Source organism: Candidatus Binataceae bacterium, from assembly GCA_035508495.1.
GTDB lineage: Bacteria > Desulfobacterota > Binatia > Binatales > Binataceae > JASHPB01.
The window spans coordinates 1-18221 of record DATJMX010000078.1 but is presented as its reverse complement, the minus strand read 5'-3'; the positions used below and the strand labels follow the sequence as shown (position 1 = coordinate 18221).

At 63.0% G+C, this 18221-nt stretch carries 14 protein-coding genes; 12 read left to right on the top strand and 2 right to left on the bottom strand.

Annotated elements, in window-relative coordinates:
* Positions 1 to 25: 25 nt before the first annotated feature.
* From VMA09_22850 to VMA09_22805, 10 genes are all read left to right on the top strand, one after another.
* Positions 26 to 2884 (top strand): O-antigen ligase family protein, encoded by a 2859-nt coding sequence (locus tag VMA09_22850; protein HUA36463.1) that lies wholly within the window; start codon positions 26 to 28, stop codon positions 2882 to 2884.
* Positions 2885 to 2900: 16 nt separating this feature from the next.
* Positions 2901 to 4805 (top strand): asparagine synthase (glutamine-hydrolyzing), encoded by a 1905-nt coding sequence (asnB, locus tag VMA09_22845; GenBank protein HUA36462.1) that lies wholly within the window; start codon positions 2901 to 2903, stop codon positions 4803 to 4805.
* Entirely contained in the window at positions 4802 to 6058 is a 1257-nt protein-coding gene (locus VMA09_22840) for a glycosyltransferase (protein ID HUA36461.1), read from the top strand. Before asnB ends, VMA09_22840 begins: the two co-directional genes overlap by 4 nt.
* Positions 6058 to 7407 carry an O-antigen ligase family protein gene (locus VMA09_22835; GenBank protein HUA36460.1) on the top strand — a complete coding sequence of 450 codons (1350 nt, stop codon included), beginning with the start codon at positions 6058 to 6060 and terminating at the stop codon, positions 7405 to 7407. Before VMA09_22840 ends, VMA09_22835 begins: the two co-directional genes overlap by 1 nt.
* Positions 7404 to 8600, top strand: a complete 1197-nt coding sequence (locus VMA09_22830; GenBank protein ID HUA36459.1) for a glycosyltransferase family 4 protein — start codon at positions 7404 to 7406, stop codon at positions 8598 to 8600. Before VMA09_22835 ends, VMA09_22830 begins: the two co-directional genes overlap by 4 nt.
* A complete protein-coding gene (locus VMA09_22825; GenBank protein ID HUA36458.1) occupies positions 8600 to 9688 on the top strand; it encodes a glycosyltransferase family 4 protein in 1089 nt (362 codons plus the stop codon). The genes VMA09_22830 and VMA09_22825 overlap by 1 nt, the downstream gene beginning before the upstream one ends.
* 9 nt (positions 9689 to 9697) lie before the next feature.
* Positions 9698 to 10834 (top strand): glycosyltransferase, encoded by a 1137-nt coding sequence (locus VMA09_22820; GenBank protein HUA36457.1) that lies wholly within the window; start codon positions 9698 to 9700, stop codon positions 10832 to 10834.
* Positions 10822 to 12051: a glycosyltransferase family 4 protein gene (locus VMA09_22815; protein HUA36456.1), complete on the top strand. Its 1230-nt coding sequence runs from the start codon at positions 10822 to 10824 to the stop codon at positions 12049 to 12051. The genes VMA09_22820 and VMA09_22815 overlap by 13 nt, the downstream gene beginning before the upstream one ends.
* On the top strand, positions 12048 to 13355 hold the full coding sequence (locus tag VMA09_22810; GenBank protein HUA36455.1) for a glycosyltransferase family 1 protein: 1308 nt from the start codon (positions 12048 to 12050) through the stop codon (positions 13353 to 13355). The genes VMA09_22815 and VMA09_22810 overlap by 4 nt, the downstream gene beginning before the upstream one ends.
* A 171-nt stretch (positions 13356 to 13526) precedes the next feature.
* Positions 13527 to 14618: a glycosyltransferase gene (locus tag VMA09_22805; GenBank protein HUA36454.1), complete on the top strand. Its 1092-nt coding sequence runs from the start codon at positions 13527 to 13529 to the stop codon at positions 14616 to 14618.
* A 96-nt stretch (positions 14619 to 14714) separates the two neighbouring features.
* Here the strand turns inward: VMA09_22805 and VMA09_22800 are convergent, their stop codons facing one another.
* The gene (locus tag VMA09_22800) at positions 14715 to 15356 is read right to left on the bottom strand and encodes a hypothetical protein (GenBank protein HUA36453.1); all 642 of its coding nucleotides are present in this window, start codon (positions 15354 to 15356) and stop codon (positions 14715 to 14717) included.
* Positions 15357 to 15449: 93 nt separating this feature from the next.
* On the opposite strand from VMA09_22800, the gene VMA09_22795 reads away from it, so the two are divergent.
* Positions 15450 to 15800: an ArsC/Spx/MgsR family protein gene (locus VMA09_22795; protein ID HUA36452.1), complete on the top strand. Its 351-nt coding sequence runs from the start codon at positions 15450 to 15452 to the stop codon at positions 15798 to 15800.
* Between the two features lie 21 nt (positions 15801 to 15821).
* On the opposite strand, the gene rpmB is transcribed toward VMA09_22795, so the two are convergent.
* Entirely contained in the window at positions 15822 to 16010 is a 189-nt protein-coding gene (gene rpmB, locus VMA09_22790) for a 50S ribosomal protein L28 (protein ID HUA36451.1), read from the bottom strand.
* Positions 16011 to 16592: 582 nt separating this feature from the next.
* Between rpmB and VMA09_22785 the strand changes: the two genes are divergently transcribed.
* Positions 16593 to 18026, top strand: a complete 1434-nt coding sequence (locus VMA09_22785) for a hypothetical protein (protein ID HUA36450.1) — start codon at positions 16593 to 16595, stop codon at positions 18024 to 18026.
* Positions 18027 to 18221: the final 195 nt, after the last annotated feature.

Below are 18221 nucleotides of genomic sequence, written 5' to 3'. Positions count from 1 at the left end.
GCCCTGCGCGGCTCCTTAATCAGACTTGCTCAAACTCGACAGGCTGTTTACCTGGATCGTCTGCGCGTTGGTGATCCTCGCCCCGCTCGCATTCGGTACGGTTTATCCCTGGGCCTATCGCCTCGCGGAGGCGGCGGCATTCGCGGCCGGCGCGCTGTGGATGCTCAAGCTTGCAGTCCTGGCGCAGCGCGGCGATTCGCCGGCGCCGGAAAATCGTGCGCTGATGCTCGCCATCGGTGTGCCGCTGGGCCTGCTGCTCGTGCTGGTCGCAGTACAGCTCGTGCCGATGCCGCCTGGGTTGCTGCGCGTGATCTCGCCCGCGACTTACGATCTGTACAGCAGGGCCTTCCCCGATTGGCCCGCGCGCGCGCCCTACGCCGGGATGACGGTCGAGGCGGGCGCGGCGCCGGCGGTCACCTTGACTTCGAATTCAGTAGTGCTGCCGACCGAACAGGAAATTAGCGCCGGCGCTCCAATTCCATTTGCTCCAGCGACCCTGACGGTTGGTCCACCGTCGGCCAACGTCGTGAGTGCACCGATGCCCCTTCAGCCCACCGGCGTCGCGCGCTTGTTCTCCGACAAATGGCGTCCGCTTGCCGTGGCCTGGCCGCTCACAATTACCGGTCTTGGCGGCGCGTTTGCGATCGCGACGCTGCTGCTCGCGGTTTGCTTCTATCCGTTCGGTTCGAGCGCGGGCCCGAGCGACAGTTCCCGGTTTATCCGCGCGGTTCTGATGTCGATGATCGCGGCGTGTGTGATGGTCGCGCTGGTTGGTTTGATCGAGGTCGCGACCTGGAACGGCCGCGTGCTTTGGATCATGGTCCCCTTCGACTGGGGGAAGCCCCTTTTCGATGAAGCCGCGCGCCGCGCGCGCGGACCGTTCGTCAATCCTGACCACTTCGCCGGTTACCTGGCGATGCTCTTTCCGCTGCTGCTATCGCTCGCCGTGTTCGGCGGGTTCCCGGCGCGCGAGGGCGTTGGTCCGGGCGCGCGCGTAACCGCGGCGATCGCGTTGTTCCTGGCGTTCGCGGCCGTCGCGCTGAGCCAGTCGCGTGCCGGATGGCTCGGCGTCGCCGTCGGCACCATTCTGCTCGTCACTCTCGTCCTGACCGAGTTCAGCCGCCGCGAAGAGGGCAAGAGCGCCAGCGCCGGTGCGCGGGCGTTGCGCCTGTCGCTGTCGATCCTTTCGGTGATGCTCCTGTTGACGCTGTTTTTCGTCGGCACCCAGGGACGGCATCTTACGGCCCAGCGGCTCGGGAGCACGGTGACCGGAGTTGATTTGAGGGAGCGACTCGTAGTTTGGGCGCGTTCACTAGTGGTGTTCCGCGAGTTTCCGCTTTTCGGCGTGGGGCTTGGCGGATGGCCCGCGATTTTCCACCATTTCCAGCCCCCTCCTCACGTCGCGGTTTATTTCAATCGCGCGCACAACGACTACCTGCAGATGCTGGTCGAGATTGGCGCGATCGGCATGCTGCTCCTGGGCTGGCTCCTGGTGCGCGCGGCGCTCAGGCTGCGCGCCGGCCTCGCCGCGGTGTCCGAGCCGATGCTGCCCGCGTACGCCGCGCTGCTCTCAGCGCTGGTCGTGATAGGAGTGGTCGAGTCCTTCGATTTCGATTTGCAGATTCCGGCCAATTTGATTCTCTTTGTGACGATTCTCGGCCTCGCATTGCGCATGAGCCTCGGCCAGATCGGCGTGGTCAGCACGGCCCAACCCAAGGCGTGGGCGTTCGTGCGATTGGTGCCCGCGGCGTTCGCGACGGTGGCGGGCATCCTCGCGATCGTGCTCCAGGAGGGACCACCGTACCCGTACAACCTCGGTCATCCGATTGCGGCGACGCTGATGATGGATCAGTTGGTTGGCTATCCAACCGAGCCCGCGGTGCATCTGACCTTGCTCGATCGCTACGGCGCGTCGCTGCCACCCGGTGTCGTATCGCACGAGCTGGCCGCGGCAGCATGGCTCGATTCAACCGATCCGCGCGCGCACGACCTTTATGCGCGGGATCTTATCGATCACGGCGATCGGGATGGCGCGGCGCGTGAGATCGCTGTTTCCGTCTACGCCTCGCCCGAAACAAACGCCCATGAATATCTCGAGCCGCGTATCGTTCCGTGGCTGCCCGACGATCAAAAGCGCGCGATCGAGGAGTCGCTAAGGCGCGCCGTTGCCGCCGGTTTCCCTCATGCGGGATCGACGCTGGGCGCATACTACGACGCGCTCGATCGTTCGCCTGACAGTGCCGCGGTAAGTCTCGCCGCCGCAACTCACGAACCCGATCCCGCGCGGCGCGCCGAGTTGTTTTGCGTCGCCGGAGACTCGTACCTGAAATCGGGCATGCTGCAGAAGGCTGGCGAAGTATTCCGCCGTGCGATTGAGAGCGATCCCGAAAGCTCCGAGGCCTACATTGCTCTGATTTCGCGCGTGCTTGTTCCTTACGGCGAATACGACGACGCACATCAATTGGTCGCGCAGGCGACGCAGAGCGGCGCCGATGCCTGCCGAATCGCGATCGCATTTTCTGACGGCGCGCAGAATCGTGGACGCTCGGACGTCGCCGAACAAGCGCTCGGCGAGGCGCTTTCCAATGACGCGAGCTCGTTCGAATGCACCTTGGAGTTGGGCAAACTCTATGCGCGCGAAGGACGTGATGCGCGTGCGGTGCTGGTGCTGAAACAGGCGGCCACGCTCAATCCCGATTCTGTCGATGCGTGGATGACGCTCGGTTCGGTCGCCGAACGCAGCTACGACTACTTCACCGCCGAGAAGGCCTACGATGAGGCCGAGCGTCTGGCGCCGCACGATCGCGAAGTGACGGTGCAGGTGAGCGACTTCAAACGCAAAATGACCGAGCCGGCGGCGACCGCCGCGAGCGTTACCCAGTAGCCGCGGCTGATTCAGAATGTGTGGAATAGGCGGATTGCTCGGGATTCGTGACGAGGATGGCGCGGTCGCGCAGCGCATACTTGCAGCGCTCCGACATCGCGGACCCGACGATGAAGGGTTCGTGCAGCTTCTTCCTGCTGCCTCGCTCGTGCACACGCGGCTTTCGATCTTCGACCTGACTTCCGCGGGCCATCAGCCGATGTCCGATCGATCGGCTCGCGACAATGATGCGCTGTGGGTCGTCTTCAACGGAGAGATCTATAACTTTCGCGAACTTCAGACCGAACTCGTCGGCGCCGGATACTCCTTCAATACGCGCTGCGACACCGAGGTTATCTTAAAGAGCTACCGGCATTGGGGTGCCGACGCGGTCAAGCATTGGCGCGGCATGTTCGCGATCTGCCTCGTCGACTTGGCACGGCGCACGGCGTGGCTATATCGCGATCGCCTCGGGATAAAGCCCCTCTACACGTACCGCCCTGCGGGAGGTGGCCTGATATTCGCGAGCGAGGCGCGGGCCTTGCTGGCTGCCGGTCCGGAACTCGTGGAGCGTCGCGTCGATCCTGCGGCGATGGAAACGTTCCTCGCCCAGGGCGCTGTGCAAGGCTATGCCGGCTTCATTAAAGGTATTTCGCTGCTGCGCCCGGGCGAGATGGTCGGTGTCGACCTTGATACCGGCAATGAAATTGGACGATCAACTTACTGGAGCTTTCCGCAGCAGACTCCGGCTATCCGCTCGCGCGATCGAACGATTTCAGAATTGCGCGAAGTCGCCGCCGACGCCCTGCGGCTGCATCTGGCGAGCGACGCGCCGCTCGGTCTGTTTTTGAGCGGAGGAATCGATTCGGCGGCCCTGCTGGCGATGGCCTCGCATTCGTTCACGGGCCAGCTTCGGACTCTGACGGTCGGTTTCGATGCAGCGCGGTTCGATGAAAGCGCCGCGGCCGCGCTCACCGCCGCGCGCTTTCCCGTGGAGCATCAGACGATTCACCTTGGGGGCGAAGACGTGCTGGCTCATCTCGATGACGCGCTGGCAGCCGTCGATCAACCGACAGTGGATGGATTCAACACGTACTTCGTGAGCCGCGCGGCGCGCGACGCGGGGCTGACCGTGGCGCTCTCCGGGCTCGGCGGCGACGAGTTGTTCGGTGGCTATGCGACTTTTCGCGATGTGCCGCGTGCGCAGGCGCTGCGCAATAACCCCGTCGCGCGCACCGCGGCGCTGATCGCCGGGCATTTCGCCGGCGGCCGTGCGGGCCCCAAGCTGCTCGAAGCCTGCCAGCGGCCGAGCGACACTCTCTCGATGTATCTGTTGCGGCGCGAGGTCTTTTTGCCCATCGACCGGCGCGCGCTGATGCCTTTGCCGCGTGAATGCGATGCGCAGAGCGGATTGAATTCCGACTTGATGCACGAGGTGCGCGAGCAATCGCGCTCCACCGACGCCGCGACGCAAATCAGTTTTTTGGAAATGAATCTGTACATGCGCCACATGCTGCTCCGCGACGCCGACGCTTTCAGCATGGCAACGCCGATCGAGTATCGTGTGCCCTTTCTCGATCATCGCCTCGTCGAAGCCGTTTTTCCGCTGAGCGGAGCGTTGAAGCTGCCTGACCCGCGGCCCAAGCCGCTGCTGCTCGACATCGCCGAGGGCGCGGTGCCGCGCTCGGTTTGGCAGCGCGCCAAGCAGGGTTTCGCGTTTCCATGGGCCAACTGGTTCGCCGCCGGAAATCCGCTTCACGAAAGAGCGCGCGACGCCGTCAATGACCTGCACACGTGGCGTGACCTGGGCCTCGAGGCGCGCGCAATCGAGACGATCTGGCGCCGCTTCCAGACCAACGATCGCCGCACGAGCCCCTTGCAGATTCTGTCGTTCGTGGTCCTGCGCGACTTTTGCGCACGTCATCAACTGAGCGCCGCTTGAAGATCCTGTTTCTCAACCCCGGTGCCGAACTCGGCGGCGCGGAACGCAGCCTGCTCTTTCTTATCGAGAGCCTGCGAAGCGCGCGCCCGCATTGGCCGGTCGAGCTGATCGCCGGCGCGCACGGTCCATTGCTCGAGCGCGCGCGGTGTCTCGGTGCGACGGCCTCGGTGTGTGAGTTTCCGCCTTCGCTTGCGCGGCTTGGCGATTCGGGATCGAGGGCGCAGGCATCGCCGATGCTCGCGATGGCGGGCGGAATTGGCCGGGCTGCGCTGCCGAGCCTCGCTTATCTTTACGGCTTGCGAAGGGCAATTGAGCGCGCAGCGCCGGATGTGATCCACAGCAACGGCTTCAAGATGCATATCATGGCGGCGTACGCGCGAATGCCCGGGTGTCGTCTGGTCTGGCACGTTCGCGATTTCGTTAGCGCGCGGCCAGCGATGTCGCGGCTCATGCGCGCGCATTCAAATCGTGCTGCGCTGGCGATCGCGAACTCCGCCAGCATCGCAGACGATCTCCGCAGCGTCTGCGGGGATGGTCTGCGGATCGCGACGGTGCATAACGCAGTCGATCTCGAACGATACCGCCCCGATGGGATCGCGGCGGATCTCGACGCATTGGCCGCGATGCCTGCGGCCGCTCCCAAGGTCGTCAAAATCGGGATGGTTGCGACGATGGCGCGTTGGAAAGGGCAGCCAGTTTTCCTTCGCGCCATAAAAGAGGTCGCGAAGTTTGTACCGCTGCGCGCTTACGTCGTCGGCGGACCGATCTATCAGCGCGACGCGAGCCAATTTTCGCTGAGCGAGCTGAAACGATTAGCGGCGGACCTCGGAATTTCCGAAATCGTCGGATTCACCGGGCAAGTCGTCGATACGGCCCAGGTGATGCGCGCGCTGGATATCGTTGTTCACGCCAGTGTCGAGCCGGAGCCTTTCGGTCTGGTCGTCGCCGAAGCGATGGCATGCGGCCGCGCGACGGTCGTCGCGGGCGCGGGCGGTGTGATGGAAATCGTCACGCCGGGAGCCGACGCGCTGGTGCATCGCCCGGGCGACGCGGCGGACCTGGCCAACACGATCGTGCGCCTTGCACTCGATTCCGATCTCGCTCGTCGACTCGGCGCGGCGGCGCGCCTTGCAGCCGAACGGCGCTTCAGCCGCGATCGGATGACGGCGCAGATTCTTCCTCTCTATGAGAGACTCGCAGTCGGCCAGGCGGTGGAAAGTGGCGACACCGCAGCCGGAAGCGCGCGCGCCTGATGCTGGGGATAGCGCTATGCGCACTCGCTCTGATTGTGACCTTGCTCACCGCGCGCCGCTCGCTCCCGGCCGGGATCGGTGTGACGCTTTTCTTTGGCTACATGTACGGGATCACCCGCGCGAATATCGCCGAAACTGCGGGGCACTTCATCTTCGACGCGGCCGTGATCGGACTCTATGCCGGGCTGTTAATTCGCCGCCGCAACCCGATAGCGCGTCGAAAGATCCGCCGGATCATGCCGTGGTTTCTGATCCTTGTCGGCTGGCCGTTCGTGATGCTGCTGATGCCGCTTCAGGATCCGATGATCCAGCTGGTAGGGTTTCGCGCTCAGGTGTTTTTCCTGCCGTTCCTTTTGATCGGCGCGATGCTTGATGACGAGGACTTGTATTCGATCGTTTACTGGATAGGGGCGCTCAACCTGCTGGCGTTCGGGTTCGCAATCGCCGAGTACTTCATCGGAGTGCAGAAATTCTTCCCCCTGTCGGAAATGACCAGGTCGCTCGTCTATGGCTCCAACGACGTGCTGGGTAACCAGATGCGAATTCCCTCGACCTTTGTCGCGTCGGCGAGTTACGGCGGCGTGATGGTCCTCAGTTTGCCCTGGCTCGTCGGCGCGTGGGTACAGAAGGAGATTCGGGGCTGGAACCGCGGGTTCATCGCGGTCGCGTTCTTCGCCGCGGCGATCGGCGTCTTCCTGTCAGCGTCGCGCACTCAGGCATTGATCCTGATAGCGCTGGTGATCGTGATCGCGTTCACGATGCGCGCACGGGCAGGCACCTACGTTGGATGGGCCGTGCTGGTCGGAGCTGCCGCGTGGCTGGTTGTCAGCGCGCCGCGGCTGCAACGTGTCACCACGATCCGCGACGCGAGCTATGTCGAGACGCGGCTCCACAACAGCGCAAACGCAAGCTTCTTCGCCGCCGCCGAGCAGCATCCCCTGGGCATCGGTCTCGGCGCAGGGGGTACCAGCATTCCCTACTTTCTGCGCGAACGTCTGAACGCCGAAGATTCGATCGTGATCGAAAACGAATACGCGCGGATCATGCTCGAGCAGGGACTGCCAGGCCTCTTCATCTGGTTAGCTTTTATTGGCTGGGTGTTGACCCGGGCGGCGCCGCGCCGATCTGACAAGTGGTTTCTTTCGCGGCGGCTGGCTTACGTTGTGGTCGCGCTCGTCCTCGCCACCGGTGCGATTGGCATCGGCATGTTGAGTTGGGCCCCTGGAACCGCCGAGCTGCTGATCCTCGTCGGATGGATATCGGCGCCACGCATAGTTCGCGTGCCGGCCGCGGCGCGCAATCGAGTCATGGAGCAGGAGCATCTTCAGCCGCTCCTTTTCGGACGGTGAACGTGCAGCGATCGGAAATCTCGCCCGGGCCTCCCTGGGTCATCGTTGCCGGTGGATTTCATCGCCACGGCGGTATGGACGCCGCTAACGCGGCGCTTGCCTCGTATCTGGCGGAGCGCGGCACCCCTGTGCATCTGGTCGGCCACCTGTTCGATGAGCAGCTGTTGAAAAACCCCGCGCTCACGGCGTATCGCGTCGCTCGTCCGTTGGGCTCTGACTTGCTCGGGCACAGAAGCTTGGAGCGCAGGGGTTGGGCGGTCGCCAACCGAATCCTGCGCTCAAACTCCGAGACCCGAGTCGTGGTCAATGGCGGCAACTGCAACTTCTCGGACATCAACTGGGCGCATGCGGTGCATCGCGCTTGGGCCGTGAGCGATGAAGGCGCTCCGGTTTCATTTCGAATCAAGCATCGGCTTGAAAAGTACTTGAACCGCCAACGAGAACGCAGGGCGTTTACTTCAGCCCGGGTGATACTTGCCAATTCCAATCGCACCCGCGACGAGATCATACGCCTCGGCGTCCCGCCCAATCGTGTCCACACTGTTTATCTCGGTGCGGAACCGCGTTGGAGGGCGATAGACGATCGCGTGCGGGCGGCGGCGCGCGACTCATTCCGGATTGCCCTGGATCGACCGGCCATCGCGTTCATTGGCGCATTGGGACACGATCGCAACAAAGGCTTCGACACGCTCTGGCAGGCGTGGCAGAAACTCAGCGCAATCGTTAACTGGGATGTCGATCTGCTGGTCGCCGGAGGCGGTCGCGCGCTCGATTCATGGCGCCAGCGCGTCAGCGACGCAGGCCTCGGGCAGCGCGTCCATCTGCTTGGTCACATTGCGACGGTCTCTCAAGTTCTGGCCGCCGCCGATCTGCTTGTCAGCCCGGTCCGTTACGAAGCTTACGGACTGAACGTTCACGAGGCGTTGTGCTGTGGCGTACCTGCAATAGTTACCGCCACCGCAGGGATCGCAGAGCGGTTTCCCGCTACTCTGCAAGACTGGTTGATTCCCAATCCCAACGATGTCGAAGACCTGGTTCGCCGCCTGCTTTTGTGGCGTACCTCGCGCGCCAGTTGGAAGGAACACGTCCGTCCTTTGATGCATGAACTGCGCGCGCGTAGCTGGGAGCAGATGGCGGCGGAGATCGTCGCGATCGTATCGGACGCTCCCTCGTCAAAGGTCGCTTGCGCCTGATGTCGTCAGCTCTTGCGCGTGTATTGCATGTCGTCCCCGCGCTTTTTTCCGCCAATGACGGCGTGGTGGGTGGCGCCGAGCGCTACGCCTTCGAGCTCGCGCGGCACATGGCCGACGAAGTTCCGACCCGGCTCGTGACATTCGGTGATGAAGCGCGCGAAGATCGTGTCGGTAATCTTCACTATCGCGTGATTGGCAATTCCTGGTACGTGCGGGGCGAGCGGCAGAATCCATTTTCGACGGCTCTGATCGGCGAGCTGCGCGCGGCCGATGTCGTGCACTGCCATCAGCAGCACATCGTCGCAAGCAGCGTCGCGGCGCTCTTCTGCCGAATGAGCGGGCGGCGCGCATTCGTGACCGACGAAGGCGGCGGCGGCTTCGACGTGTCGGCATTCATCTCGACTGACCGCTGGTTCACCGCGCATTTGCATCTGAGCAATTTTGCGCGCGCGCGATTCGGCCACGCGGACAAGCCCTGGGCGCAGGTGATACTGGGCGGTGTCGATACCGTGAAGTTTGCTCCCGACGACTCGATCAGGCGCGATGTGCGCGCCCTCTTCGTCGGACGAATCCTGCCGCACAAGGGCGTCGCCGATCTGATCGAAGCCGTCGAGCCGCCGCTCGGCCTCGAAATAATCGGCAGGGCATACGATCGATCTTTTGTCGCGGCGCTGCGGACTCGCGCCGAGGGCAAAGAAGTAACTTTCCGTCATGACGTCAGTGACTCCGAGTTGGTCGAAGCGTATCGGCGCGCGCTCTGTGTCGTGCTGCCGAGCGTATATCGCGCGGCCGATGGCGGTGAGACTCCGGTGCCGGAGCTGCTCGGCCAGACGCTCCTCGAGGGAATGGCTTGTGGCGCGCCGGCGATTTGTACCGCCGTCGCGAGCATGACCGAGATCGTCGAGGACGGTGTCAACGGATTCGTTGTGCCACCGAACAATCCACAGGCATTGCGTGAGCGGATCATTTTTCTGCGCGAGCACCCGGAGACCGCGCGCGCGATGGGTCTCGCGGCGCGTCAGCGGGTGCTCGAGAAGTTCACCTGGCCGCGAGTCGTAAAGCGCTGCCTCGAGATTTATGCGGCCTGACGGACCGTCGTGACGCGCTGGGAAATCATCACCGGCGAGTATCCGCCCCAACCTGGCGGGGTCGCCGACTACTCGCAGTTTGTCGCGCGCGCCCTGGTCAGCGCCGGGGACGAGGTCGCGATCCACGCGCCAGGATCGGCTGACTCTGAGACAGACGACGCGGGCGTGCGCGTTTGCCGTTTGCCCGACAGATTTGGACGCGCTGCCCGGCGCGAACTAAGTCACACTATCGATGGTCGCGCGCGAATCCTGGTGCAATACGTCCCGCACGCGTTCGGCCTCAAGGCGATGAACTTGCCGTTCTGCATTTGGCTCTACCAGCAACGGCATCGCGACGTTACGGTGATGTTCCACGAAGTCGCGTACCCGATTCGGCGCCAGCAGCCGATGAGGCGCAACCTGCTCGGCACGACGCATCGTTTGATGGCAGCTCTCGTCGCGCGAAGCGCGAAGCGCATTCTCGTCGCGGCCGAAGCATGGCGCAGCACAGTACGAGCTTACGCACCGGCCGACTGCCCAATCCTGTGGGCTCCCGTACCTGGCAATATCCCGGTGGTCGATGACACCGACGCGATGAAGGTGCAGCGGATGCGCTACGCGCCGCGCGGCGAAGCGCTCATCGGACACTTCGGCACCTATGGCACGGAGCGATCGCAACTGTTGAGACAAGCGCTACAGCCGATTCTCGACTCGAGCGGTGCCAACCTGCTCCTGATCGGCCGCGGCAGCGAAGAATTCCGCACTACGCTGGTCGTGCGGTACCCGTCGGCGGCCAATCGTGTGCATGCGACGGGAAGTCTCGATCGCGGCGACGCTTCGCTCTCCATTTCGGCGTGCGATGCGATGCTGCAGCCGTACGAGGACGGAATCACCTCGCGCAATGCGAGCGCGATCGCGGCGCTCGCCCATTCAAGGCCGCTTGTCGCGAACGCCGGTTCTCACAGCGAAAACATGTGGAACCGCTCGGCCGGTGTACTTGCGATTCGGTCCGCCAGCCCGCGCGAGCTCGGGATCGCCGCGCTCGATCTCGTACGCGATCGCGAGCGCGCTCGGGCGATGGGGTGTGCGGGTGCGGCGCTTTATCAAGAGGTGTTCGACCTCCGACACACAGTGAACTTGCTGCGGGAAGTTCGATGCGAGTTCTGATCGCGACGCGCGATCGTGCGCTCCTCGGCGGACTCGAGGTTTACCTGCGAGCCGTCCTGGGCGCGCTTGCCGCCGCGCACATCGAGGTTGCCATTCTCGCCGAACATGACGCGCCACGCGGAACAGAGCCGCTGGACGCGTCCGTGCAAGTTCCGGTCTGGTGCGTGGATCGAAGCAGCGCGGAAAGCGCGGTTAAGGCCGCTCGCCAATGGTATCCCGACCTCGTTTTCTCCCACGGGCTCGAGGATGCAAGCTTGTCGGATCGGGTGGTCGCGATGGCGCCCTCGATTTACTTCGCGCACGGCTATCACGGCCTCTGTATCAGCGGTGAAAGGATGCACAAGAATCCCGCCGCACAGACTTGTCATCGGCGGTTTGGTTGGCAATGTCTCGGGCACTACTACCCGCGCCGATGCGGCGGGCTCAGTCCGATCACGATGTGGCGCGACTACTCACGCGAGATGCGCGAGCGCGAACGCCTGACACGATTCTCCGCGATCCTTACAACTTCCGACTATGTGCGTCGCGAATTCGAGCACCTGGTTCCGGCACAACGCCTGCGTAAGGTGCCGATGCTGGTGCGTAAGCCGGCCAGTGTGCGGGCGATTGGCCTTGACGATTCGCGCCGCCAGCGCCGGCTGCTCTTCGCCGGCCGCATGACGCCGCTCAAAGGCGGCGATTTTCTGCTCGACGCGTTGCCCGAGGTCGCGCGCGCTTTGGGTGCTGAGCTCGAGCTGACGATGGCAGGCGACGGACCATCGCGAGAGACGTGGCAGCTCAAGGCCCGTCGTCTGGAGACCGATCCCGGGATCGCGGTTCGTTTTCCGGGATGGCTTTCCGAGGCGCAACTAGGACAGGAACTTGCGCGTACCGATCTGCTGGTGATGCCGAGCGTGTGGCCCGAGCCCTTTGGGCTGATTGGCGCCGAGGCGGCACGGCTCGGAATTCCCAGTGCGGCTTTTGACGTTGGCGGAATCTCCGAGTGGCTGCTCGATGGCATCAGCGGCGCGCTCGCTCCCTCGAATCCGCCGACGGCCAAACAACTTGCCACGGCGATTCTGCGATGCCTGGGTGATGGTGAGACGTATCTTCAACTTGCACGCGGTGCGCTCGAAAGTTCGTCGCGCTTCGATCCGGAACTTCATCTTGCGGCGCTCCTCGAAATCTTCGGGCAGGTAGCACCCAATTCCGAGTTGGAGCGCGCCAGGACCGCATGACCGCGCCGTCGCCAATAGGTGGCGCGAATACCTTGCAGCCTAAGCCGCTGCGGGTCGCAATTATTGCCGACTTTGTTGAAGAGCGATGGCCGAGCATGGACCTCGTCGCGACGATGCTGGCGCGCGAGCTTCGCAGTGTGCGCGGCGCCGTGCCGATCGAAGCGGAGGTTCTGCGGCCTGTGTTTCTGCGGCCGCTCACGCGGTACGCGCGACTTGCGCGTTCGCGCGATGCCTGCAACGTCGAGCGCGCGCTCAATCGCTATGTTCGCTATCCACTCTGGCTCCGGCGCCAGCGCGCCAGGTTCGACGTTTTCCACGTCGTCGATCACAGCTACGCACATCTGGTGAATTATCTTCCAGTGGAGCGAACAATCGTTACCTGTCATGACCTCGACGCGTTTCGACCGCTGCTGGAGCAAACGAGCGGAGCGCGGAACACGATCTTCCGTGCGATTGCCGGCCGTCTCGCAAAAGGACTGCGGCGCGCGGCGATCGTTAGCTGCGTCAGCACGGCGACATGCGATGCGCTTTTGAAGTCGGGAATTCGCACCGGCGACAACACGATCGTCGTTAACAACGGCGTCGATGCCGAAACGCTCGCCGCGGGCGACGCCGAGGCGGAAAAAACGGCAGCCCAGATGCTGGGTGCGCCACGTGCGGATCGAATCGAGATTCTGCACGTTGGACATGGGGAGGCTCGCAAACGAATCGACGTAGCACTGAAGGTCTTCGCGCAAATCTGCCGCGAATTCCCAGCCGCTCGCTTGATTCGCGCCGGTGGCCCGCTAAACGATCAGCTAACGGAGTTGGCGGGTTCGCTTGGGATATTCGACCGTATCGTTACGTTGCCGTTCGTCGAGCGAAGAGTGCTGGCGGCGATCTACCGCCGCGCGGCGCTGCTCCTGATGCCGTCGGAGGCCGAAGGGTTCGGGCTGCCGGTGGTCGAAGCGCTTGCGTGCGGAACTCCGGTGGTCGCAAGCGATATTCCTGTGCTGCGCGAAGTAGGTGGTGCGACGGCGGAGTATTGCCCGGTCGGCGATATCGCGCGGTGGTGTGAAAGCGCGACGGCGATTCTGCATGAGCGAGCGAATGATACCGCCGCATTCGACCGGCGCAGTGCGGCAGGAATAGCGTGGAGCGCCCGATTCTCGTGGGCCGGCCATGCAACGCGTATGGTGAATCTCTACCACGCAGTCGCGAGCGCCGCCGCGCATGAACAGTTCGAACAATCCGATTCGTTGTCAGCCATGAAACAGGCGCGGACAGGTCACCGGCGCGGGATTCATAGGCAGCCGACGCGGTGACAAATTGCCGACGGGAAAGTCCGTTCGATTTCAGTCTGAAACCTGCTGAGCGCGACCCGGAGCGGCGAGCCCTGCGTCTTGGCAGTGCGACTAAGGACTAGTTCAACGAAGACCTCCGATAAATTACGCGTCGTTCATGTAGGTAAGTTCTATCCGCCGCATGTCGGCGGAATGGAAACTCACCTCGAGGCGTTATGCGGCGAACTGCGCAAGTCGGTCGACGTGCGGGTGCTCGTCGCCAACGACCATCGCGGTGACGATGAAGCGATCGTAAATGGCGTAGCCGTGTCGCGGCTGGCGATCCAGATGACGATCGCGGGCGCGCCGATCTGCCCGGCGATGGCATGGAAAATCCGACGCGCATCGTCGGATATCGTCCACGTCCATCTGCCGAATCCCGCCGGCGTGATCGCCGCGCTGGCCAGTGGCAGCGGGAGTCATTTGATAGCTACGTGGCATAGCGACGTTGTCAGACAGCGCCGGCTCGCGCGCGTGTTCGAGCCTATCCAGCGCCGGTTCTTGCGCCGGTGTGCCGCCGTTATTGCGACTTCGCCGGACTACGTAGAGAGTTCTGAACCGCTGAATCGTATGCGTGATCGATGTCATGTAGTTCCGTATGGCATCGATCCTTCCCGCTATCGCAAGGCGGACGAGGCGGAAGTTCGAGAGATTCGCGAGCGCTTCGGCGAGCGGATCGTCTTGGCCGTGGGACGACTGGTCTACTACAAAGGCTTCGAGAACCTGGTTCGTGCCGCCGCGAAAATCGACGCGAAGATACTCATGGTCGGCGAGGGACCGCTGCGACCTGCCCTCCTGAAAGAGGCGCACGAGCTGGGTGTCGATGACCGCGTTGTGTTTCTGGGCGAGATGCAACCATCAGTGATCCCTTACTACCATGCCGCCGACGTGTTCGTGCTGCCCTCGATCGCGCGCAGCGAGGCTTTCGGTATCGTTCAGCTCGAAGCGATGGCAACCGGACTGCCGGTGGTAAACACCAGGATTGCGTCGGGGGTGCCGTTCGTCTCGCGCGACGGCGAAACCGGATTCACCGTGCCGCCGGGAGACAGCGCGGCCCTGGCCCATGCGATCAATCGCCTGCTCGACGATCGCGAGCTGCGCGCCAGGTTCGGCCACGCGGCGCGCCGGCGCGTCGAGTCAGAGTTCAGTCTCGATGCGATGGTGCGGCGTACGCGCGAAATCTACGAACGCGTCGCGTACGGCAACGAGCATCCCCAGTATCGCGCGCATCTCGTAGCCGATTAGTGCCCCGCCCATCTTTCGGTCACCAATATGTTGACTCGGTGACTCCCGCCTCGATCGTCATCAATCCTCGAAATCGAGTATCGCCGGCGCCCGGGTTTACTTCATTTCTGGCGCGGGTTCGACGCCCATGGGCGGCATCGACTCGGGCTCGTAGGGCATCGCCTCGATTCCCTTGGCGCTCGGGGTTGCCATAGATGCGGGTGTGCCAACCGGTGCGCCGAACTGCTCGGCCGCTTGGTGGCCGAATTGCATCGCTTGCAGCGGCCGTCCGCTGAGGTTGGCGGTCGAGGGCGCGGGGCTTTTCACGACTGCCTCGGCGATGCTCTCGCGCTGGAACACGCGATGCACGTCGAGCGGCACCGGTTCGACTACCCGCCCGATGTTGATGGGCTCCTGATCGACGTGGATTCGATATTTCAGAATCACGCCGCGCTCGGCGCGGAGATCATAGAGTCCCGGCGGAACGTCAGTCGAGAAGCTGCCGTCGCCATTGCACGCGGCGACGTACATGTCGCCGGTGGCGCGGTTCTCGAGATGGAGCTGGCGATCCTTGCCGGGCGAGCCGTTGCGGTAAGCGAAACTGCCGCTTACCAGCGCCGCCCCGGCGCGCGGGGTTGAAATCGAAACAACCGAGCATCCGATCGCAATCGCGAGTGCAAGCGAGAGGCTTCGGACGGGCTTCATGAACTGCGAGCAGTGCTTCACGATATCTCCCTGGTCAGCGCAAACGCCCGTCATTTTACCCGCGTCGTTACGTCGCTTGGAAGGGACAGGGCCCTGATTGAAGGGTGAGAGTGACGCTGACTATGCTATCAGCAATCGAGGAAAAAGATGGAACGCGTCGTTCTGTATCACAATCCTGCCTGCAGTAATTCGCGCGGTGCGCTCGATCTCCTGAAGGAGCGCGGCGTGCCGTTCGACATAATCGAGTATCTGAAGGTGCCACCGACTGGCGCCGATCTCGAGCGGATTCTAAGGCTTATCGATTCGCCACCCGCCGATCTGGTGCGCAAGGACAAGCGCTTCAAGGAGCTCGGTCTCGATGCGGGTAGTTACACCGATGAAAAGTCGGTCGTCGCGCTGCTGCTCAAGCATCCGGAGCTGATGCAGCGGCCGATCGTGATTCGCGGCGGCCGGGCCAAAATCGCGCGGCCATCCGCACTGCTCAACGAATTGTTCTGAGCCGGCGGCGCAAGGATGCCGCTAGGCGCTCTTTTTGACCTTGCCGCTGCGGATGCATCGGGTGCAGACGCGGATCCGCCGCACGCTGCCGCCGACTACGGCGCGGACTTCCTGCAGGTTCGGCTCCCAGCGCCGCTTGGTCTTGTTGTTAGCGTGGCTGACGTTATTGCCAACCGACGGCTGCTTTCCGCAAAACGCGCAATGTCTCATCGTATTCTTCCGTGCAACGAAGATTAGCCCTCGACAATAGCCTGACGCGGATGCCCGCGAAAGGGGCGGTCGCGCGGTTCCAAACTGCTCTTGAGTCGTGGGTCGTCGGTCGAGACGCACTGGGCCATTTCGAAACCAAAATCACTGCCGGGCGGGTCACCCTCCCGCCTATCCGTTTCTTTGTAATTGTTGACCACCGCCTCGCATGCTTCATTGCTTGGGTAAGGACCTAACGGGAATGTGCGCCAGGTGGAGAGCGGAGCATTAGGGTTGAGGTTCGTGTGTGCCGAATCTCCACGCATGGGAGGGAGCATCATCTGCCACTCCGCCGCCTTTGGGGCATTGGGTTCCGCGCACGCCGCCACGCAACAGGCAATTGCCAGCCCAGCAGCAATCGAGGCAGTCCTAACAACGATTCGCATCGATTCGCTTTAACATGCGCCTTCCGCTTAACCAAGAGCAGACAGTTAACTACTAGTGACACGCCATCACTGGTACTAACAACTGTTATTTGAGTCGAACTTGTCACCACAATCTGCAAAGTCTGTAGCGCGTTCGCCGGAACGTCTCGATCCTGTTTCCATGACGCGATCCGCACCGGATGGCGACGGGCTTTTCTTCGGGATGGTCGCCGCGTATTGCGTGATCTACATCGCGTTTTATCCGGCCTCGTATTCGATTTCAGACGAGAGCTGTATCATCGCGCTCGCACGCGCGATCTCGCATGGCACGGTCTTTCTCGACTCGCCGCTCTGGGGCCTCACGATCGGCGATCGGATCATCTCGAAATATTCCGCGTTTCACGCGGCGATGCTGACGCCATTGATGCTCGTTTCCTGGCGCGCGATGTTCTTGCTCGGTGCGGCCGCGTTCCTGGCCGGCGCGTTCATTATCCGCGCGATGCTGCGTCGCGTCGGGATCGCGAGCGGATGGTGTTTTCTATACTTCATGCTGGCCGGCGCGCTCTTCTATTCACAGACCGTGCTGGCTGCTGTGCCGGCCGCGGTGGCCGGGCTATTTGGTGCGTCACTGTGTCTTCGCGACGAGCCGCGTCCATTCGCCGCCGGGCTCGCACTCGGCGCAGCAACGCTGATCCATCCCTGGACGGGACCGTTCGCCGTCGTATTCACGTTTGTTTGGAGCGCTGAGCAGGGCGCGCGACGAGTCTCATCTTTTCTTTCGATGCTTTCAGGCGCGCTCCCCGCCCTGATCGCGCTGATGGCCTACAATCATGCGACGACTGGAAGCGCTTTCCGCGACGCGTACACGATCCTCGGACATCAATACAGTTTCGGCGGCGACCATCTTGCGGGGTTCCTGCCGTTCTATTTCTTTTCGTTGGCCATTTTTCCGATCGCGGGATGGGCGGCGTTTTCGCGGCGATGGTCAGGCACCTGGGCTATCCCTGCGGTATGCGCAGTGACGATCGCGATGGCGTCGCTCTACTACTATCGCGACGGGCTCAACGTCGGCTCGGCGCGCAACACGTTCGCGGCGCTGCTCGCGGGGTTTATCCCGGGGCAACGCTTTTTGCTTCCGGCCTCGATGCTCGCGTGCTTGCCCGCGGCGCGACTACTCAACTCGCGCACCGACTTGCTCTCACGCGGCGCCGGTAAAATCGCAGCGTTCGCGGTTTTTGTCGTGTCGTTCCTGCTCCTGACGATCGCCCATCAATCGTACCTGGATGCGCACGCGAAAGTTCAGCGCACGCTCGCTGACAAATTGCCTGCCGATGCGAAAGTCGCGAGCTCCGGCGACGCTACCAAGGAGTTCGCGCCGACCCGCAGCGTTTTCACGGGCGCGTACGAACTCGAGACTTCTGACGCCTTGCCAGGCGACCAATACTTCGCGCTACTCGAGACGCCGGGCGGCGATCCACCGCCTGACTGGGCCGCGAATCACACAGTGAGCAGGATCCCGATTCGCTCCTGGGCATGGAACCGCGATCTGCTGATCGGGGCGCCCACGAGCGGCGGAAAACAGCAGCAGAGATCAGATAACCACCAAGGACACTAAGGGCACCAAGCGAAGCGGCAGCGCCGCTTCGATAGAAATGTTTTCTTGCTTTGTGTCTTCGTGTCCTTCGTGGTTTGCCCGGATCTCTTCTCTTCCTCCGAAAACAGACCGCACCGCGCTACGGCAATCCCACCTGCGGCCGCGTCGAGTTGGGTGAAAAACGCGCGCGCAAAAGCGCCTCGCCGACCGACGAGC